Origin of the sequence: Sulfurihydrogenibium azorense Az-Fu1, assembly GCF_000021545.1 — a bacterium.
In the GTDB taxonomy this organism is placed as follows: domain Bacteria; phylum Aquificota; class Aquificia; order Aquificales; family Hydrogenothermaceae; genus Sulfurihydrogenibium; species Sulfurihydrogenibium azorense.
On sequence record NC_012438.1, the window covers coordinates 1,543,826 to 1,564,447 of the forward strand.

The 20,622-nt window shown below is 32.0% G+C and carries 22 protein-coding genes; 18 read left to right on the forward strand and 4 right to left on the reverse strand.

Translation table 11 applies throughout. From position 1 onward, the window contains the following. Window positions 1-27 precede the first annotated feature (27 nt). Window positions 28-1,056 (forward strand): hydroxyacid dehydrogenase, encoded by a 1,029-nt coding sequence (locus SULAZ_RS08090; RefSeq protein WP_012674556.1) that lies wholly within the window; start codon window positions 28-30, stop codon window positions 1,054-1,056. Further along, complete coding sequence (mqnC, locus tag SULAZ_RS08095) at window positions 1,049-2,128, forward strand: cyclic dehypoxanthinyl futalosine synthase (protein ID WP_012673768.1); 1,080 nt, start codon at window positions 1,049-1,051, stop codon at window positions 2,126-2,128. The genes SULAZ_RS08090 and mqnC overlap by 8 nt, the downstream gene beginning before the upstream one ends. Before the next feature lie 75 nt (window positions 2,129-2,203). On the opposite strand, the gene SULAZ_RS08100 is transcribed toward mqnC, so the two are convergent. Genes SULAZ_RS08100 through SULAZ_RS08115 form a run of 4 tightly spaced genes read right to left on the reverse strand, consistent with a single transcriptional unit; the run spans window position 2,204 to window position 4,603 of the window. Beyond that, a complete protein-coding gene (locus SULAZ_RS08100) occupies window positions 2,204-2,989 on the reverse strand; it encodes a phosphatidate cytidylyltransferase (RefSeq protein WP_012675095.1) in 786 nt (261 codons plus the stop codon). Beyond that, window positions 2,982-3,686, reverse strand: a complete 705-nt coding sequence (gene uppS / locus SULAZ_RS08105) for an undecaprenyl pyrophosphate synthase (RefSeq protein WP_012674860.1) — start codon at window positions 3,684-3,686, stop codon at window positions 2,982-2,984. Before uppS ends, SULAZ_RS08100 begins: the two co-directional genes overlap by 8 nt. After that, window positions 3,683-4,393, reverse strand: a complete 711-nt coding sequence (ybgF, locus tag SULAZ_RS08110; RefSeq protein ID WP_012674306.1) for a tol-pal system protein YbgF — start codon at window positions 4,391-4,393, stop codon at window positions 3,683-3,685. The genes uppS and ybgF overlap by 4 nt, the downstream gene beginning before the upstream one ends. A gap of 12 nt (window positions 4,394-4,405) precedes the next feature. Beyond that, window positions 4,406-4,603, reverse strand: coding sequence for a hypothetical protein (locus SULAZ_RS08115; RefSeq protein WP_012673591.1), 198 nt, complete (start codon window positions 4,601-4,603; stop codon window positions 4,406-4,408). Between the two features lie 65 nt (window positions 4,604-4,668). Here SULAZ_RS08115 and SULAZ_RS08120 point away from each other — a divergent pair, with 65 nt between their 5' ends. The 16 genes from SULAZ_RS08120 (at window position 4,669) to SULAZ_RS08190 (ending at window position 20,602) form a co-directional block, all read left to right on the forward strand. Continuing rightward, window positions 4,669-5,682 carry an aspartate-semialdehyde dehydrogenase gene (locus SULAZ_RS08120; RefSeq protein ID WP_012674944.1) on the forward strand — a complete coding sequence of 338 codons (1,014 nt, stop codon included), beginning with the start codon at window positions 4,669-4,671 and terminating at the stop codon, window positions 5,680-5,682. Continuing rightward, window positions 5,679-6,710, forward strand: a complete 1,032-nt coding sequence (locus SULAZ_RS08125; RefSeq protein WP_012673514.1) for a deoxyguanosinetriphosphate triphosphohydrolase — start codon at window positions 5,679-5,681, stop codon at window positions 6,708-6,710. Before SULAZ_RS08120 ends, SULAZ_RS08125 begins: the two co-directional genes overlap by 4 nt. A 21-nt stretch (window positions 6,711-6,731) precedes the next feature. Then, on the forward strand, window positions 6,732-7,292 hold the full coding sequence (locus SULAZ_RS09150) for an RpnC/YadD family protein (protein ID WP_012674622.1): 561 nt from the start codon (window positions 6,732-6,734) through the stop codon (window positions 7,290-7,292). 46 nt (window positions 7,293-7,338) lie between these two features. Beyond that, on the forward strand, window positions 7,339-7,611 hold the full coding sequence (locus tag SULAZ_RS09155; protein WP_012673611.1) for a hypothetical protein: 273 nt from the start codon (window positions 7,339-7,341) through the stop codon (window positions 7,609-7,611). Between the two features lie 80 nt (window positions 7,612-7,691). Continuing rightward, window positions 7,692-7,760 carry a hypothetical protein gene (locus SULAZ_RS09285; protein ID WP_083758909.1) on the forward strand — a complete coding sequence of 23 codons (69 nt, stop codon included), beginning with the start codon at window positions 7,692-7,694 and terminating at the stop codon, window positions 7,758-7,760. Beyond that, complete coding sequence (locus SULAZ_RS08140; protein WP_012673961.1) at window positions 7,750-9,117, forward strand: ArnT family glycosyltransferase; 1,368 nt, start codon at window positions 7,750-7,752, stop codon at window positions 9,115-9,117. Before SULAZ_RS09285 ends, SULAZ_RS08140 begins: the two co-directional genes overlap by 11 nt. 4 nt (window positions 9,118-9,121) lie before the next feature. Further along, on the forward strand, window positions 9,122-10,582 hold the full coding sequence (locus SULAZ_RS08145; protein WP_012674729.1) for an ArnT family glycosyltransferase: 1,461 nt from the start codon (window positions 9,122-9,124) through the stop codon (window positions 10,580-10,582). A 12-nt stretch (window positions 10,583-10,594) separates the two neighbouring features. Beyond that, on the forward strand, window positions 10,595-11,284 hold the full coding sequence (gene mtnC, locus SULAZ_RS08150) for an acireductone synthase (RefSeq protein WP_012673520.1): 690 nt from the start codon (window positions 10,595-10,597) through the stop codon (window positions 11,282-11,284). A 31-nt stretch (window positions 11,285-11,315) separates the two neighbouring features. After that, window positions 11,316-12,104 carry an ABC transporter ATP-binding protein gene (locus SULAZ_RS08155; protein WP_012673982.1) on the forward strand — a complete coding sequence of 263 codons (789 nt, stop codon included), beginning with the start codon at window positions 11,316-11,318 and terminating at the stop codon, window positions 12,102-12,104. Window positions 12,105-12,119: 15 nt separating this feature from the next. After that, entirely contained in the window at window positions 12,120-13,190 is a 1,071-nt protein-coding gene (thrC, locus tag SULAZ_RS08160) for a threonine synthase (protein WP_012674777.1), read from the forward strand. Then, a complete protein-coding gene (locus SULAZ_RS08165) occupies window positions 13,187-14,122 on the forward strand; it encodes a ketopantoate reductase family protein (RefSeq protein ID WP_012674227.1) in 936 nt (311 codons plus the stop codon). The genes thrC and SULAZ_RS08165 overlap by 4 nt, the downstream gene beginning before the upstream one ends. A gap of 154 nt (window positions 14,123-14,276) precedes the next feature. Beyond that, window positions 14,277-16,061 (forward strand): DUF255 domain-containing protein, encoded by a 1,785-nt coding sequence (locus tag SULAZ_RS08170; protein WP_012675032.1) that lies wholly within the window; start codon window positions 14,277-14,279, stop codon window positions 16,059-16,061. A gap of 39 nt (window positions 16,062-16,100) precedes the next feature. After that, the gene (locus tag SULAZ_RS08175) at window positions 16,101-16,910 is read left to right on the forward strand and encodes a phosphate/phosphite/phosphonate ABC transporter substrate-binding protein (protein WP_012674466.1); all 810 of its coding nucleotides are present in this window, start codon (window positions 16,101-16,103) and stop codon (window positions 16,908-16,910) included. After that, window positions 16,907-18,475 carry a sensor histidine kinase gene (locus SULAZ_RS08180; RefSeq protein ID WP_012673789.1) on the forward strand — a complete coding sequence of 523 codons (1,569 nt, stop codon included), beginning with the start codon at window positions 16,907-16,909 and terminating at the stop codon, window positions 18,473-18,475. The genes SULAZ_RS08175 and SULAZ_RS08180 overlap by 4 nt, the downstream gene beginning before the upstream one ends. Further along, a complete protein-coding gene (locus SULAZ_RS08185) occupies window positions 18,468-19,781 on the forward strand; it encodes a sigma-54-dependent transcriptional regulator (RefSeq protein ID WP_012674498.1) in 1,314 nt (437 codons plus the stop codon). The genes SULAZ_RS08180 and SULAZ_RS08185 overlap by 8 nt, the downstream gene beginning before the upstream one ends. A gap of 134 nt (window positions 19,782-19,915) precedes the next feature. Further along, a complete protein-coding gene (locus SULAZ_RS08190; RefSeq protein ID WP_012673962.1) occupies window positions 19,916-20,602 on the forward strand; it encodes an alginate export family protein in 687 nt (228 codons plus the stop codon). Window positions 20,603-20,622: the final 20 nt, after the last annotated feature.

Here is a 20,622-nt window from a genome sequence, read left to right on the forward strand (position 1 = left end):
AAGGGTAAAACCAAGGAGGATGCGACTATGAAAGTTCATTTTTTTGAAGTGGAAGATTGGGAGAGACTTTACTTAGAAAAAAAGATAAAAGATATGGGCTTAGATGTAGATCTTGGATTTACAAAAGAGCCTCTTGATGATACAAATGTAGACCTTTACAAAGATATAGATGTTGCTATAGTGTTTATATACTCAAAGTTAAATAAGGATGTTTTAAGTAAAATGCAGAATTTAAAACTCATCATTACACGTTCTACTGGGTATGACCATATAGATGTTGAATACACCTCAAAAAATGGTATAACTGTTTGTAATGTTCCAGGGTACGGAAATAACACGGTTGCAGAGTATACTTTTGCTTTAATACTTGCTTTAGCAAGAAAATTTAAACCAATGATAGAAAGAACTTCAAAAGGTATCTTTTCAAGGGACGGTTTAACAGGAATAGATTTGATGGGAAAAACTATAGGTGTAATTGGAGCTGGAAGAATAGGAAAACATGTTATAAGAATAGCTTACGGCTTTGGTATGAAAATACTTGTTTACGATAGGTATAAAGACCAAGAGCTGATAGATAAGTATGGAGCTGAATACGTCGGACTTGAAGATTTACTTAGAATGTCTGATATAGTAACATTACACGTTCCTTACAACAAATCTACTCATCACTTAATAAATAAGTTTAACATAAAGCTTATGAAACTTGATGCAATGCTTATTAACACTTCAAGAGGTCCTGTTGTTGAAATGGAAGCAATAGTCCAAGCACTTAAGGAGGGAAGACTTGCAGGTGGAGTTGGTTTAGACACCTTTGAAGCTGAAGAAGTTTTAATAGAAGAAGAGTACTTAAAAAGAGATGATATCCCTGCGATAAAACTAAAAAAAGCATTAGAGTCTTTCTACGTCTTACATTCAGAAAATGTTATAGTATCACCACATAACGCTTACAACACAAAAGATGCTTTATACAGAATACTTGATATAACGTTAGACAACCTTAAATCTTACTTAGAAGGTAATCCTAAAAATAAAGTAGAGGCAAGTGTAAATGCTTAAAGAAAAAGTTTTAACTGACAAAATTTTAGAAGGAGAAAGGATAACTCCAGAAGAAGCTCTATACATGCTAGAAAATTATGACCTTTTAACCCTTGGAAGACTTGCAGATTTTGTTCGACAGAAAAAACATCCTGATAATATAGCTACTTTTGTTGTTGATAGGAATATTAACTATACAAACATATGTGTTGCAGGGTGTAAGTTTTGTGCTTTTCAGAGAAGAAAGTCTGATAAAGATGCTTACGTACTTGATTTAGAAGAAATCTTTGAGAAGATACAAGAACTCATAAACTGGGGAGGAACTACACTTTTAATGCAAGGAGGACTCAACCCTGACCTTAGATTAGATTTTTATATAGAACTTTTTTCCAGAATAAAAGAGAGATTTCCACAAGTGCAGATTCACTCTCTTTCTGCAACGGAAGTAAACTACATTGCAAAGTTAGAAAAAATGAGTATAAGAGAGGTGCTTGAAAAGTTAAAAGAGGCAGGACTTATGTCCCTACCAGGTGGTGGAGCTGAGATTTTATCTGACGAGGTTAGAGTTTTAATATCCTCAAACAAAACAACTACCGCCCAGTGGCTTGAAGTCCACAAAACAGCCCACGAACTTGGAATGCGGTCTACAGCAACGATGATGTTTGGACATGTTGAAAAACCAAAACATATAATACAGCATCTTGAGAACATTAGACAACTCCAAGACCAGACAGGAGGTTTTACAGCTTTTATTCCTTGGACTTTCCAAAAAGGTAATACTATGTTAGACCATTTGGAGCCTGCAACTTCTGTATGGTATCTAAAAGTTTTAGCACTTTCAAGAATTTACCTTGATAACTTTGATAACATTCAATCATCCCACGTAACCCAAACTATGAAGATAGGACAGGTAGGTTTAAGGTTTGGAGCTAATGACCTTGGTAGTACAATGATAGAGGAAAATGTAGTGGCTTCCACAGGGTTTAAAGTGTCAAGTCCAAGACCAGAAAAGATGGTAAAACAGATAAAAGATGCAGGTTTTATCCCAGCACAAAGGGATACTTACTATAATATAGTAAGAGTGTTTAACTGAGGGTAGATCATGAGAACATTAGATATTTCAAAAGAAGAGTTAAAACAGCTCTACAGTAAAGATTTTCCCATACTCTTACCAGGATGCAATGGAAAAAGATTTAAGTAATTCATAAAATATAAAAAACACAACAGAGGCAAAAATCAGTGAGTCTATCCTGTCTAACACTCCACCATGTCCCGGGATTAAGTTTGAAGAATCTTTTACATTTACCTGTCTTTTAATAAAACTTTCAAATAAATCTCCTACCTGAAGCAAAACAGCAGAGATTAAAACCGGAATCATCCAGTAAAGCTCAAAATTAAAAAACTTTATCGTCAAAAAGCCTCCTACAACTGACCCTACAAAACTTCCAACTGCACCTTCCCAAGTCTTTTTGGGAGATAAAACCGGAGCAAGTTTATTTTTACCAAAGTTTTTACCAAAAAAGTAAGCGAGAGTATCACCAGTCCAAACAACACCAAACAAGACAAATAAAAGATTCTTATCAATATCTACAAGAAGTCCTAAAGAAGATGGGAAAAAAACACCATAAAAAAATCCAAAAATACTATAACTTAGATAATTTAAATCGTACTTTTTAACAGCTCTGTAAAAACTGTAGAGAGTGATAATCATAACTGATAGGTAGAAAGAAAAAAACAAAATAGAAATAGCTGATAAAAAACCAACAACTAAAACTTCATTACTGTAAATACCTAAAAGCTTTTTATCAACTAATTTAAAAACTTCATAAACACATAGAACAGCTATAAAAGCTATGGCTAATTTAACGGCAAATACAGGTAAGTATAGAATTCCAGATATTACTAAAACAGAAAGAATTAAACCAGACAAAACCCTTTTCAAAAGTTCATTCATCTAAAACTTTACCAAACCTTCTTTCTCTACTTTGATAATCGTAAAGGGCTTTTAAAAACTCTTCTTCGTCAAAATCTGGCCATAAAACGTCTGTAAAGTAAAGCTCTGTGTATGCAAGCTGCCAAAGTAAAAAGTTAGATATTCTCTTTTCTCCACTTGTTCTAATCAATAAATCAGGGTCTGGAATCTCTGGTCTGTAAAAAAACTGTCTAAAACTCTCTTCATCTATACTTTCAACGTTAGATTTTAAGATTTTGTTAACAGCATCTAAAATCTCTGCCTTTCCACTGTAATTTAGAGCTATTACCACTGTTAAACTACTACATTGGGATGTTTCCCTCTCTCCTTTTTCCATAGCTTCCAGTACACTGTCCCACAGTCCTTCCCTTCTTCCCATAAAAATCAGTTTTACATCGTTTTCTAGTAGCATTGGGATTTTTTCATTAATATACTCTACAAGTAAAGACATTATTGTATTTACTTCATCTATTGGTCTTTGCCAGTTTTCTGTAGAAAATGCAAAAAGGGTTAAGTATTTTATACCTACCTTTTTAGCAAACTTTATAGTCTTTTCTACTGCCTTTACACCTTCTTTATGTCCGTATACTCTGTCAAGACCTCTTCTTTTAGCCCATCTTCCGTTTCCATCCATAATGATTGCAACATGGTTTGGAATTTTATACAGGTTTTCTATCATCTAAGAGCCTCAAGTTTTTTCTTAGCTAAGGAAGCTGGTTCTGTATCGGGATACTTTTGAATTAGGTCCTGTAAGTACTTTTTCCCTTTTTCTACATCTCCCATCTCTATGTAAGAATAACCAATCTTTAACATAGCATCAGGATATTTAACACATCTTTTTATTTTTCCTTCATCACACTTTTGAATAAGAAGGTTGAATACATCTATTGCATCTTTGTACTTTTTCTCAGCGTAGAAAGTCTGTCCTGCCCAGAATATAGCGTTTCCATAAAGGTCAGAATCTGGATATTTTTTTAAAAACTCTACAAAGGCTTTCCTTGACTCTTCTATATTACCTTTAAAGTAAAGGTCAAGTGCGTATTGATATAGCTGTTTATCATTTTGAGGTACTGTAACCTCTTCTTTACCTTCCCTCTTTACCTCTTGGGGAGGTGGAGGTTGTTTGACTTGAGGTTTTTCTTCAGTGGTTCTTGAAGCCTTCAATTTTTCTATGTCTGTAGTGTTTTGAGATACAGTTTGAGAAAGTCTATCTACCCTTGAAGTAAGGTTTGTAATTGCTTCTGTGTTTGACCTTGTCTGGTCTTTTAACTCGTTTAAGTCCTGTCTTATACTTAAAATCTCCCTTTGAAGAGAAACTATCTTATCTTCAGAAGTACAGGAAGATAAAACTAAAGCTGATAAAGCAAATAAATAAAACTTTTTCATCTTATACCCCCTTTATTTTTTAAAGAAAAACAGAAGAATTATTGTTGCAGAAGTTATACCCATAGTTATTATACTAAGTTCTGCTAAGAATAAAACAGGTTCACTTAGTTTTAAGAGGTACTTATCCATAAGAAAAACTAAAAAAGGCAACCCCATTAAAGATGTTAGAAAAACAATTATAAAAACCGGGTTTTTATATAACTTCTTCATTTTCTCCAATTTGTTAATTAAAGTATTGTAAAATATTTTACAACAAAACTTTTTTAGGAGGCACTATGAAGTCTTATAACGTAGCTATCTTAGGTGCAACAGGTGCAGTTGGTCAAACTATGATTAAAGTTTTAGAAGAGAGAAACTTTCCTATAAATGAAATTAGATTTTTAGCATCAGAAAGGTCAGCCGGAAAAGAAGTTGAGTATATGGGAGTTAAGTATAAAGTTGAAGCTGTAAGTGAAGATTCTTTTAAAGGTATTGATATAGCATTATTTTCTGCAGGTGGGGAAAGAAGTAAAAAATGGGCTCCTATTGCTGCAAGTAAGGGAGCTGTTGTTATAGATAACAGTTCTGCTTTTAGAATGGACCCAGATGTTCCATTGGTAGTACCAGAGGTAAACCCTGAAGATGTAAAATGGCATAAAGGAATAATAGCAAATCCAAACTGTTCTACCATCCAGATGGTAGTTGCTTTATACCCTATCCACAAAGTTAAAAAAATAAAAAGGATAATTGTTGCAACATACCAAGCTGTATCCGGAGCAGGAGCTACAGCAATTGCTGACTTAGAAAATGAAACAAAAGCGGTAATGGAAGGCAGATACTACTACCCTCAAGCTTTACCTCACCACATAGCCTTTAACGTTATTCCAAGGATAGATAACTTTGAGCCAAATGGTTATACAAAAGAAGAGATGAAGATGATAAACGAAACAAGAAAAATAATGCATGAGCCGGATATAAAAGTCTCTCCAACCTGTGTAAGAGTTCCTGTTTACGTAGGACATAGTGAAGCCGTTACAATAGAGACACAGCTCCCTATCACAGCAGAAGAAGCAAGGGAGATTCTTATGAAAGCTCCCGGAGTGATAGTTGAAGATGACCCTATAAACAACGTTTACCCTGTACCTATAGAAGTAGCAGGAAAAGACGATGTATTTGTAGGAAGAATAAGAAAAGATGCAGGGTTTGAAAATGGCTTATCTATGTGGATAGTAGGAGATAACCTTAGAAAAGGAGCTGCAACAAACGCAGTTCAAATAGCAGAGCTTTTAATAAAATATGAGCTGATATGAACATACGCCAAAGTTTAGAAGAGTTTGAGATAAAGTATTTACATCCTTCGGCTGCTAAAAGTCTCTATGCAAGTAGAGATATAGAAGAACCAGAGTGTAGTGTAAGGACAAAATTCCAAAGGGATAGGGACAGAATACTCCACTCTAAAGCCTTTAGAAGACTAAAACACAAAACCCAAGTATTTTTATCTCCAGAAGGTGACCATTACAGGACAAGATTAACCCATACCTTAGAAGTATCTCAGATATCAAGGACTATAGCAAGGGCTCTAAGACTTAACGAAGATTTAGTAGAAGCTATATGTTATGGACACGATTTAGGACATACACCCTTTGGACATGCAGGAGAGTTTATACTAAAAGAAAGCGGAAGTTATCACCATGCAAAACACAGTTTAAGAGTTGTGGAAAAGTTAGAAAATGAAGGAAAAGGTTTAAACCTTACAAAAGAGACAAGAGATGGCATACTAAAACATAGTAAAGGCAAATCACCTTTAATAACAGAAGGAAACATGCCAAAAACATTAGAAGGTCAGATAGTAAGAATAGCAGATAAAATAGCCTACATAAATCATGATTTGGAAGATGCAATAAGAGCTGGACTGATAAAAGAGTCTGATATTCCTGAAGATGTAGTAAAAATCTTAGGCAATACAAAATCTAAAAGGATATCAACCCTTGTTATGAGTGTTATAAACTCTACCGTAGAAAATGATTACAGGTATATAGTTATGGATGAAAAGATTTACAATGCTATGTATAAACTGAGAGACTTTTTATACGAAAAAGTTTACTTTGCAGACCCTGTAAAAAGGGAACTTGATAAAGCAAAAGGAATACTACAGGCTCTTTTTGAATACTATGAAAAACATTACTATGAAATTCCATTCTATGAAAAGTACTTAAACCTGTGGGGAAGTTATGACCCAAAACAAGCAGCTGTTGACTATATAGCAGGAATGACAGATAGGTATGCCATAAAGACTTATGAAAAAATATTTATTCCAAAAAGCTGGCATGTGGTTTAAGAGAAGTAGGAGTATAAAGTATTGGAAAAAATAAAAACTGACCTATTACTTAAACATCTGTTTAAAAACCCAGCTACAAAACTCATAGAGATAATCCTTGGTAAAAAAATAAACTGGCAACTCCTTCAAGACACAGACCTTAAAATCGTTAAAAACAGAGAAGCTGACTTAGTCGTAAAATTGGAAGATAATACCATTTTACACATTGAAATCCAAAGCACCAACGACCCTTCTATGCCATACAGAATGTTTGAGTATTTTTATCTTATCACTGACAAATACAAACCAAAAGACTTAATTCAAGTATGTATATACCTAGGAAAAGAGCCGTTAAAAATGTCAGACAAAATCCAGTTTTCAGACTGGACTTACAGGTATAGACTGATAGATATGAAAGATGTACCTTGCAGAGAATTAGCAAAAAGTCCAAACATTACAGACAAACTACTTGCAGGACTGTGTAAGATAGAAGACCCTAAATTTTATGTAGAAAATGTGATAAAAGAGATAAAGAAAGCAAATCCAAAAGATAGGAAAGAGTTATTTACACTGTTTCTTGAAATAAGTAAAATTAAGGAATAATATAGAGGAAGAGATAAGAAGTTATATAACACAGGAGGATTTTGAGATGCCAATAACGATAGAGTGGACATGGGAAGAGCTAGAGAGCTATCCAGGGATAGGAAAGGCTTTAAAAACAGGTAAAGAAAAGTTTATAAAAGAGGGACTACAGCAAGGGCTACAGCAAGGACTAAAAGATTCAATCCTTGAAATACTTGAGTTAAAGTTTGGAGTTTTACCCGAAGATGTAAAGGCTAAAATAAACTCAACTGATGATATAGAGGTTTTGAAGGAAATGAGGAAAAAGGCAATTTTGATACAATCTTTAGATGAGTTTTAATCTAATTTCTAAAAATCGTTTTTTAACTTCAGTAATGTTTTACGAAATAGAAACAAGCAGCTGTTGACTATATAGCAGGAATGACAGATAGGTATGCAATAAAGACTTATGAAAAAATATTTATACCGCGAGGTTGGAATGTGGTTTGAGAGAGAAAAAATTATTCTTATTTTAATTCTTTTTGCCATACTGTCTTTATTTCCAAACCTTGATGTTTTAGAGTTTAGGGGAGAAGAATCTCTTAGAACGTTAATTGCATACGAAATGTTTAAAGAAAAGAATTTTTTACAACCTACAGTACTAGGAGAAAATTACTACTTAAAACCTCCTTTATTTAACTGGCTAATTATCTTATACTCTTTTATTTTTGGATGGAGTGAGTTAACAGGAAGATTTTTAACTATAACCTTTTTAGTTTTAAATGCAATACTTGTATATATCTTCTCTTTTACTCTTTTCAAAAATAAAATTTTTAGTCTTATTTCATCTCTTATATTTTTAACATTTTTTGATGTGATATTTTGGTACGGTTATTTAGCCGAGATAGATATTACATACACATTTTTTATCTTTTTAATGATAACTTTTCTATATACAGGTTTTTATGAAAATAAAAATATCTTCTTATTCTTTGCTGGAATTATTTTAGGTATTTCTTTTTTATTGAAAGGCTTTCCATCTATAGCTTTTTTTACCTTTACTCTTCTTGGTTTAATAGTTTATTTTAAAAATCTGAAAATTGTTCTTAATCCTAGTCTGTTAACAGGTTTACTCTTTGCTCTTTTTATTTCTTTTTTATGGATAATAAATACAGCTAATCCTGAAAAATATTTATACTTTCTTTTCTATGAAAGCTTGTCAAGAGTGGATGTAAATAATAATTTTGATTTAATAAACCGTCTAACTAATGTTCTATTTTTCCCGATATTAAACCTCAAACAACTTTTACCAGCAAGTTTTGTTGTTTTGCTAATTTTTATATCGTACTATAAAACAGAGAAAAAAATTAATATAGACACTAGAATAAAAACTTTAATTTTAGTAGTTATAATTAACTACCTACCTTTTCTTATCTCAAAGAGTGCTGGAAGATACATTCTTCCTTTATTTCCTCTCATTGCTATAATTTTTGCTTACTTTATAGTAAACATTGGTAAGGATAAATGGATAAAAGTTTTTATAACTATTAGTGCTTTTATAATCCTTTTAAGATTTTTAGCAGGTTTTATTGGTATTCCTATATATATGGGAAAAAAGATATCAAGAAAAGCAATAGCAGAAGATATTTATACCACTATAAACAAATCTAAAAATGTAGCCTTTGATTGTTATGACGAAAAAGTTTTCGCTTTATACTTAGATTTAAAGCTGAATAAAGTAATAAAAAAATCAAGTTTATCAGATGACTGGTATTACCTTATTGATTGTAGGAATAAAGAAAATTTGAAACTTCTAAAAGAGTACGATCTAAAAAATAGCAAAATATTTATCTACGAAAGATTTTAAAATTATGCTAAAAAAAGTTTTGATTTTTCACGTAGTTGTTTTAATTTTAAGAGTCTTTTATGTCTTGTTTAGAGATATAGATTTGTCTCCGGAAGAAGCACAGTACTGGCTTTGGTCTAAGTTTTTAGACTTATCTTACTACTCAAAACCACCTTTGATAGCATACTTAAACTTCTTATCAACAGCTGTTTTAGGAGACACAGAGATAGGAGTCAGAATTAACGCAATAATTCTTGGATTTTTGATAGCTTTAACAACTTACCTATTTTCACTGTACTTGTTCAAAGATGAAAAATTAGCCTTTTTCAACTCAGTTTTTATATACTTTATTCCTGCTTACGATATAGCTTCTATTTTATTCCTAACAGACACACCACTAGCTTTCTTTTATCTATCTTTGTGTTATCTTTTTTACGTAGCAGTTAAAGAAAATAAACCAATAATCTGGATTTTAACAGGTATATCTGCAGGGTTAGGGTTTTTATCAAAATATTCTATCGTGTTTTTCTTTCCTGTGATGATTGTATACCTTACAATCTTTTCAAGGAAAACTTTTAAGGAAAAGTGGTTTTATATAAGTATTTTTATAGCTGGAGTGTTTACTTTACCTGTACTTTACTGGAATTTTAGTCATGATTTTGTAAGTTTTAAGCATGTAGGAAAACTGTCTGGGGCAGAGCAAGGGTTTAGTTTAAACTTTAAACACTTTGGAGATTACATCTTAGGACAGATAGGAATTAACTCTTTATTTTTACTGCCATTTTTTGTGTACTCAATTTACAAAGCCTTTAAAGAAAGAGATGAAAAATTGATATATCTATCTCTATCACCGTTGGTGGTTTTCTTCTTTTTTGGATTTATGGCTTTAAAGAAAAATGTTGAGGCAAACTGGCCAGCTTTTGGATACTCTACTTTGTATATTTTAACAGGTTATTTTATTTATAAAAGATTTTTAAAGTTAGCATTACCACCAATGGCTTTATCTTTACTATCTATCATTATCCTTTTTTACACACCAATCTTAGATAAGGTTGGTCTTACAAACATTCTACCACCTAAAATAGACCCAACAAAAAGACTTGTAGGCTGGCAAGAGATGGGAGGGTTTGTTAGTGCATTAAAAAAAGACTATCATAGAAGTTTTGTTTTTTCAGACTCTTATCATATATCATCAGAGCTTAGTTTTTATATGGAAGGAAAACCTTTTGTTTATTGTATAAGAGTTGATAGAAGGATGAACCAGTGGGATTTGTGGGAAGGACTGAAAAAGTATGAAAATAAAGGATACTGGGGAATATACGTTGCAGACCATCCTATAACAGAAAAAGTTAAATCTGGATTTGAATCTGTAGAATTTCAGACTACCTATGATGTAAAATATAGAGGAGTCAAAGTTAAAAAATACTACATTTACATACTTAAAAACTACAAAAAAATAGAAGAAGACCCTATAACAACGTATTAAAAGGAGCAATAGATGGTTAAAGCTGTTTTAACTGATATAGAAGGAACTACAACTCCTATCTCTTTTGTAAAAGATGTTTTATTCCCTTACTCTTATGAAAACATTCAAGATTTTATTCTAAAAAACAAAGACAACCCTTTAATAATAAAAATATTAGAAGATGTTAAAAAAGTGGAAGGAAAGGAGTTATCCTTAGAAGAGATAATTCAAACTCTAAAGAAATGGATAGAAGAAGATAGGAAGATAACACCTCTTAAAGAAATTCAAGGTCTTATATGGGAAGAAGGTTATAAATCTGGAAAGTTAAAAGGTTATGTTTATCCTGATGCCTATGAAAAGTTAAAACAGTGGTATGAAAATGCGATAAAGTTATACGTTTACTCTTCTGGGTCTGTAAAAGCACAAAAACTTCTTTTTTCAAACACAAACTTTGGAGATTTAAATTACCTGTTTTCAGGCTACTTTGATACAAACATTGGAAACAAAAAAGAACCTATCTCTTACACGAAAATAGCCCAAAGTATAGGCTTAAATCCTGATGAAATACTTTTCTTATCAGACAACCCTGATGAGATACTGGCAGCTGCCAAAGCAGGAATGAAGGTTGTTAGATTGGTAAGACCGAATGATGCAGAGTATATAAAAGATTTTCCTTATCCTCAGGTAGAAAGTTTTATTCAGATAGATCTGACAGTGTTATAATTTTTATACTTTAAAAAAACGAGGAATTAGTTTGAGTATTAAGATAAAAGTTGAGAACTTAGTAAAAGCTTTTGGTAAGAAAGAAGTTTTAAAAAATGTTAGTTTTGAAGTAAAAGAGAGAGAAGTTTTTGTATTAATGGGAGGAAGTGGTAGCGGTAAAAGTACAGTCATAAAACATATAATCGGACTCCTTAAACCTACATCAGGAAAGATTTACATTGATGGAGTAGATATAACAACATTAAAAGATTTTGAGCTTATAGAGTTTAGAAAGAAGATTGGCTATCTTTTCCAAGAAGGAGCTTTGTTTGACAGTTTAAAAGTATGGGAAAATGTAGGATTTTACTACCTTGAAAACACGAAAATGCCCCAAGATGAGATTAGAAAGCTTGCAACACAAAAGTTAGCTTTAGTAGGATTAAAAGATATAGAAGACCTCTACCCTTCCCAGCTTTCTGGAGGTATGAGAAAAAGAGTCTCTTTAGCAAGGGCTATATCTTACAATCCTGAAATCATACTTTACGATGAACCCACATCTGGATTAGACCCTGTAACCTCTGCAATGATAGACAACCTTATACTAAAGTTAAGAGATGAGCTTGGAGTCACTTCTATAGTTGTTACCCACGATTTAGAGAGTGCCTTTAATATAGCAGATAGGATAGCAATGATACACAAGGGTGTTATCTACGCAATAGGAACACCTCAAGAGATTAAAAACCATCCCGACCCTGTCGTCCAACAGTTTATAAACAGAAGACCAGAAGGACCAATAACAGAAGAACTTATGAAAGAACTTCAAAAATCTAATAATACATAAAGGAGGCATTTTTTCTTGGGCTGTAAATGGAAAGGAATAATTGAAGCTTACAGAGAATACTTACCAGTAAGTGATAAAACACCGATTATAACTCTCCACGAAGGGAACACACCCCTTATAAAAGCAGATAACCTGTCAAAAGAGATAGCCCCTGATAAAAATCTTACAATCTATTTAAAGTATGAAGGATTAAACCCTACAGGGTCTTTCAAAGACCGTGGTATGACTATGGCTATATCAAAAGCAAAGGAATCAGGTAAAGAAGCTGTAATATGTGCATCAACAGGAAATACTTCAGCGTCTGCAGCTGCCTATGCAGCAAGAGCTGGAATGAGAGCCTACGTCTTACTTCCCAAAGGTGCCGTTGCCATAGGAAAACTATCTCAGGCTATGGTCTACGGAGCTAAAATTATAGCTGTTATGGGAAATTTTGATGATGCACTTGAGATTGTTAGAGAGATAGGAGAGAAGTATCCTGTTGAAGTTGTAAACTCTGTTAACCCTTATAGATTAGAAGGTCAAAAAACGGCAGCCTTTGAAGTATGTGACTATCTGGAAGAAGCTCCGGACTTTCACTTTTTACCTGTAGGGAATGCAGGAAACATCACAGCTTACTGGAAAGGCTACAAAGAGTACTATCAACTTGGTAAAGTGAAAAAAACACCAAGGATGATAGGATGGCAAGCAGAAGGAGCTGCACCTATCGTAAAAGGTTTTCCTATAAAAAATCCACAAACGATAGCAACAGCAATAAGAATAGGAAATCCTTACAGCTGGCAACCAGCTTTACAAGCAGCAAAAGAAAGTAATGGCTTTATAGATGCAGTATCAGACGAAGAAATACTACAGGCATACAAATTAGTAGCATCAACAGAAGGCGTTTTCTGTGAACCTGCTTCTGCAGCTTCTATTGCAGGAGTTATAAAAGCCTATAAAAAAGGTGTTTTCAAAGGTGGAGAAACTATTGTGTGTACTTTAACAGGAAACGGTTTAAAAGACCCTGATACTGTAATCAAAGCCAGTGAAAAGCCAGTAGAACTACCACCAGATTTAGATGAAATAGCAAAGTTTTTAGAGTTAAAATGAAAAACATCCTTATCGTAGGACTTGGTGCAGTAGGTACAGTTTTTGCAGTATTTTTAAAAAAAGCAGGTCATAAAGTTTATGGACTTGTTAGAGATAAAAGTAAGTATAAGTGCGAAACTTTAAAAGTTGACGGTATATGGGGAGTCCACGAGGCAAAGTTAGACGCCGTAGTAGATAAAGTAGAAGACTTAAATACAAATTTTGACCTAATAATAGTTGCAGTAAAATCTTTTGATACAGAAGAAGTTGTAAAATCGATAAAAGATTTAGTTAAAGAAAAAACTTTTGTTTTACTAACTCAAAACGGTTATGGAAACTATGAAACAGCTATAAACCATATAAAAAAAGAGAAAGTTTTACTTGGTAGAGTTATATTTGGAAGTAAGATAAACCAGCCCTGTTATGCAACAGTTACGGTAAACGCCGATGATGTACGAATAGGACATCCAGAGAACCTGGCTACAGATAAAGATGTTATTGACGTTGTATGTACTATAAAACATTCTGGCATTCCAGCTTCTTTTTCAAAAGAAGTATACAAGATTTTATGGGATAAAATACTCTACAACAGTGCTTTAAACCCCTTAGGTGCAATACTAAAGAAAAGATACGGAGAACTTGCAGAAAATCCTTACACAAGAGAATTGATGAATGAGATTATAAGAGAAATTTTTGAAGTCTGTAGATTAAACAATATACAGCTAAACTTTAAATCACCAGAAGATTATATAGAATTTTTCTACTCAAAACTAATCCCGCCTACAAAAGACCACTACCCTTCAATGTACTACGATTTAATATCCGGAAACAAAACAGAGATAGATGCCTTAAACGGAGCAATAGTAAAGTTAGGAGAAAAAATTGGATACATACCAAAAGTAAATAAAACTATTGTAAATCTTGTAAAGAGCTTTAGCTTACAAACCTTTTAAAAAAACCAACTTCTGCAAAATCCCACAAAATAAACGCCTTTATAAGGTATTTCGAACAAAGTTTACATTATGACATACACCATAGCTATTACCTTCAATATCTTTAATTTTAAAGATAACTAAACTTTTATTTTTAGGCAAATAGGTAAATTCAATGAAACATTATTTTTTATTTATAATTTTAGTTCTTGTCTTAGGATGTTCAACGGCCAATGAGATAAAATGGCTTGACTTTGAAGAAGGATTAAAGAGGGCAAAAAAAGAAAATAAATTAATTCTTTTAGATATATCAGCTAAATGGTGTCATTACTGTAATCTTATGGAAACCACAACATACTCTGATAAAGAAGTAATTAAGATAATTAACAAGAAATTTATACCAGTTAAAGTTGACGCAGACTTAAGAAAAGATATTAATAAAAAATACAATCAAGGAGGGCTACCAACAACAGCAATACTAACTCCAGATGGAACATTAATCTATGGCAATCTATACCTTCCTCCAGAAGATCTGAAAAAAGTCTTACTTTACTTTTCTTCACTCTCAAAAGAAGAAATAGAAAAGATAAAAACTGAGAAAGAATTAAAAAGTCAGTTACCATTTTCATTAAAAGAAACTAAGATAGATAAATCTGTCTTTAATTTGGTAAACACTAACATATTAGGAATGATAGACAAAGAATACGGTGGATACTATGATGAAGTTAAATTTCCTATTGATAATATTGTTTACTACCTAATCTTAAAATACCTAGAAAATCCAAACAACTTGAGTTTATTGAAAAAAACCCTGCAAGGATACGAAAAACTCATAGATAAGGAAGAAGGTGGAATTTTCAGGTATGCAACTAAAAGAGATTGGACACAACCTCATTATGAAAAACTTTTAAGAGACCAAGCCAGTATTGCATTAGCATTTTTTAACGCATACTCTGTTTTAAAGGATAAAAGCTTGCTTGATGATGCAAATCTGATTTTAGATTTTTCCAAAAAAACTTTGTACAATCAAAAAGAAAAATATTTTTATGGCAGTCAAGGAGCTGACATAGTTGACGATGAAGGAAAAATTTTAGTATCTGGAGAGGTTTACTTTTCAAAAAACAAACAGGACAGAAGATTTTTAGAAAATGTTTACAGAAGAAAACTTCCTCTTGATGATAACTTCTACTTTGGTGAAAATGCTTTAATGGTAAAAACCTTAGCCTATTCTTATCTTTTTAATAAAAATAATAACGATTTAAAAATTGCTGAAAATTTAATGAATAAAATAATAAAGGAAGGGTTTAAACAAAACGGAATTATTCACACTCCAAAAGTAAATAAATACTTTTTAGACAATCAAATAAACACTTTAGATGCATTATTTACACTTTATCAAATTACAGGAAAAGATTTATATTTAAAAAATTTCAAAAATTTGTTAGATGTAGTCTTAAAAATTTATTACTCACAAAAAATCGGGTTATTTACAGATTACGAAGATACAGGATTAAACTTAAATCGGATAAGTTATGTTGACAGTATTGTATCTCTTAACTTTAAGTTAGCAAAGATAATATACCAGTATCAGTTATTAGATGATAATAAAAATCTTGAAAATATAAAAAACAGTATTTTAAACAAACTTACTAACTTTAATACTGTAGAAACAGCATTAGGTCTATACCTTTACTTTAAGCCTCCGATATTTAGCATTTATGTAAATAAAGAAAAAGTGTTTAATAATAAGGTCTATGAATTTTTTCCTTTCTGGAATATTGGTCTATCTTTCACACCAGAAGATAATAATTTTAGAAAATTAGGTTATCCTTATGAAGGCTTTCCAATAGTTTATATCTGCTCTTTAAGAATGTGCTTTGAAAAGATAAAGTATTCTGATATTGAAAATTATGACTTTAAAATTTTCTTTAAAAAATACTTAAACCAAGATACTATGTAAGTATTTGCTAACTCAATGTTTTTGTAATATATTATCTTTATGCTAAAAAAGGTGTTAATTTTATTACTTCTTTTTGTTTCGGTATCTTTTGCACAAGAAAAGTTAATATTTGCCGTCTTATCTTACGGAGACCCTATAAAAGAGTATAAAAGGTACAGTGTTTTTGCAAGGTACCTATCAGAAAAAATAAAAAAAGATGTTGACGTAGTAATAGTAGAGGATATAGAAAAACTCTTTCAAATGTTTAAAAAGAAAGAAGCTCATATGGCAGTAGGATGTTCTGTTGTTTATTTTGAATTAAAAAGACAGTATAACGTAGAAGCTGTTGCTGTTATGAAAATCAACGGTAAAGCTGTAGAAAACGGTGTTTTAATAGCAAGAAAAGACAGTCCTATAAACAGTATAGAAGATGTAAAAGGTAAAAGGATAACCTTGGGAAGTCCTATATGTATGAGCAACTGTGTTATGCCCCTTTACATGCTTGCAAACGCAGGAATAACTCAACATGACGTTATTAACATATGGAGCTCTGGAACAGACAAAGGAGCTATACTTGCCTTGATTTCATCTATAGCAGATGTAGCGGGAGTAAAAGAAGAGAGTATAAAAGATTATCAGCAGTATGTTAAAGTTATAGCAAAATCACCTTCATTTCCAAGACATATAATTATGGTTTCAAAAAATATTGATAAAAAAGTTTACAAAGAGATAGAGTATGCTATTTTTTCCGCAGATGAGAACACTTTAAAACAAATGGAAGTTGATGGATTTGTAAAACCCCAACCTAAGATGTTTGAAATTATAAAGAATTACAGAAAAGTCCTTGAACTGTTTCCTGTCTTAAAATGAAGAGTTTAAGAAATCTGTCTATAAAGTTAAAAACATCTTTATCAATCTCCGTTTATATTTTAGCAGTCCTTGTAGGGTCTATACTGTTTACAGTGTATAACTTTCAGGAAAGACTCTTAGAAGACAGGATAAAATCATTAGAAGAAAATGTTAAAAACCTGTCAGAGAGCTACAAAGATAAAATCATAGTAAAAAACCTTGAAAAGATAGATGAGTTAGTAGGATTTTTAAAAAGTATAAAATCTGTTAAAAATGTGTTTATCTTAGATAAAAATGAAACGGTAATAGGAAGTACAGATTTAGAGTATTTAGGTAAACTTGAGTCTAACTTTCCAAAAAAAGACTTACAAAAGATAGAGTATAACCTCTCTGTTGATGGAGAACCTGTCGGAAAAGTTGTTGTTCTGTATGATATTAAAGAGATAAAGCAGGATATTATCAACGATATAAAGAAAATAATCTATCCTCTTTCTTTAATAGTAGGATTTATAATAGTGGCATCTTTTTTAGGAACTTTCTTTATCTCAACTGTTTTAGTAAATCCACTTATAAAACTAAAAGAAAGCATACTAAACCTTTTTTGGACTGGATTTTACAATCTTAAAGAAGCTGTAGAGTTTAAACCAAAAACTAAATCTGATGTAATCTGTGTGAAAGGAATTACTGAAAAGTGTTGGCTTGGCTCAAAAAATGGTAAGGAGATACTTTTTTCTTTAGGTGAAAAGTCTATAAAAGAATGTCCAAAGTGTGAAGTTTTTTCAAAGTTATCAGGAGATGAAATAGACAATCTTACTTACAGTTTTTATATGATGCTTTCTTCTTTAAACGATTATATAAATAAACTTGAAGAGGCATACAAAGAAAGAGAAACCCTAAGCTGTATGGCTGCAATGGGAGAGATGAGTGCAAAGATTGCCCACGAGATAAAAAACGCCCTTTACTCAATCTCAAACGCTGCCAACTACATAAAAAACAACGCAAACGATGAGATTATAAAAGAGTTTGGTAAAATCATAAAAGAAGAAAGCTACAGATTAAACGATATGACTGTTTCATTTTTAAACTTCTCAAAATTGATAGAACCAAAGTTTTCCCAAGAAGATTTAAACGAGGTTATAAAAAACTCCATAGGACTGCTTATATATGACTGTGAAGATTACGGCATTAAGGTAGATTTAAAACTTGATAACAACCTTCCAAAAACCTTTATAGACCAAAATTTAATTAAACAAGTTTTAGTTAACCTCATATTAAACTCAATAGATGCAATAAGAGAAAAAAATACAGAAAACCCAATTATAAAAATATCCACAGAGTACTTGAGAAATAAAGACAAAATAAGATTAACTGTAGAAGATAACGGAATAGGAATAAAAGAAGAAAACAAAGGAAAAATATTTAAGCCGTTTTTCACAACAAAACCAAAGGGAACAGGACTTGGACTTCCTATGGTTTATAAGATAATCTTTCTACACGGTGGAACTGTAAACGTTGAATCTGTGTATGGAAAATACACTAAATTTATTATAGAAATACCAGTAGACAGGAGTGGTAAAGATGTTTAAAGTTTTGTTGATAGACGATGAAGAGAGTATTTTAAAAATTATTAAAACAGTCCTTACAAAAGAAGGCTATGAAGTTGATACCGCAAAAAGTAAGTCTGAAGCACTAACAAAGTTAACCACAAACATTTATAATCTAATCTTGTCTGACTATTTGCTGGAAGATGGGACTGGAATAGAGATTTTAGAAGATTTTAGGAAGAAAGACAGTATAACGCCTTTTATAATCATCACTGCATACGGGTCTATAAATGGAGCTGTAGAAGCTGTAAAAAAAGGAGCTAATCATTACATACCAAAACCTATAGATACAGACAACCTTATAAAGCTTATTCAGTTTTACAAAGAAAAACAATCAAACCCATTTGAAGTAGAAGAGTTTGAGGGTATTATCGGAAAAAGTAAAAAAATGAAAGAGTTATTCAACGAAATAGAAATAGTTAGTAAAAGTGAGTCTTATATTTTGATAGAGGGAGAGAGTGGAACAGGAAAAGAGCTTGTGGCAAAAGCTATCCACAAAAGGTCAAGAAGGGCAAACAATCCTTTTGTACCTATCAACTGTTCTGCGATACCATCAGAACTTTTTGAAAATGAACTGTTTGGACACGAAAAAGGAGCTTATACAGGAGCTGCAAGTAGAGAGATAGGAAAAATAGAGTTAGCGGGAGAAGGAACTTTATTTTTAGATGAGATAGGAGAAATGCCTCTTTTTATGCAGGCAAAACTTCTGAGAGTACTTCAAGAAAAAGAGTTTTACAGAGTAGGCGGGACTTCTTTAATAAAGATGAGATGTAGAGTTATATCAGCAACCAACAGAAACCTTGAACAGATGGTAGAAAATAAAGAATTTAGAGAAGACCTATTTTATAGGATAAATGTAATTCACTTAAAAATCCCACCTTTAAGGGAAAGGAAAGAAGACATTCCTCTACTTGTAAAAAGATTTATAGAGAAATTTAGTAAAATAAACAATAAAAATATATACGATATAGATAACGAAGCTCTGGAAATTCTTATGGAATACGACTGGCCCGGAAATGTAAGACAACTTGAAAACATAATAGAAAGGACTGTAGTTCTTTGCCAAGGAGAGATAATAACCTCTCAACATTTACCTCAAAGAATAAAAGAAAAGCCTTTAGTATCCAAGATAAACTTAGAAAAAAGTTTAAACCTTTATGAAATAGAAAAAAACATAATACTAAAAGTTTTACAAGAAGAGAACTTTAACCAAACAAAAGCAGCTCAAAGACTTGGAATATCAAGAAAACAACTTAGAACAAAGATGAAAAACTTCGGTCTTTTATAAGTATTCTAAACTTTGAATATCCTAATATTAACATATAAAAATAACTATAAAAAAAATATGTATTTGACAAAGATTTAGAAAAAAAAATAAAATCTTTTAAGAATTTTTAACAATAACTTTAGGAGGTTGGTATTATGAGAAAAGTGAAAAGTCTCATGGCAGCAGGATTGCTGACAGTAGCTGCAGCAGGCATCTACAACGATGCCAAAGCAGAGATACAAACATTTATAGGAGAGCTCAAGCCAGAGCTTGAAATCAGACCAAGATTTGACTGGACAAGTAAAAATGCTACATCCGGAGCTATAGAAGATGCAACAGCACTTACAACAAGAATAAGATTAGGAGCACACATAGATAAGATATTTAACATACCGTTATTAAAAGCATACTTAGAGCTAAACGATGTTTCTGATCTAATAGATAAAAAGAGAACTTACGGTGAGACGAATCAATATGCTTTCATAGCAGACCCTTCAATAACAAGATTAACAGAAGCAAAAGTATCATACACATGGGGTAAAACAACTTTACTATTTGGTAGAACTAGAGTAAACCTTGACGATCAAAGATTTATATCTGACGCAAACTGGAGACAAACACCTCAAACTTTCGGTGTTTTAGCTTTACACACTAAAGAAATACCCAACCTTGACCTTTTAATGGCTATGATTTATGAGAGAAAATGGTGGGCAAGAAATGATTTAGTAGGCACTATGAATAATAAAAAATTTGTAGACTTTACAAGAACATCATCTTTAGATTGGTCACCTGACAAAGCACCTCTTGTTGCCCTCCATATCAAAGGAGGGCTTTTTTATTAAAAACGAGGTATAATCTTATG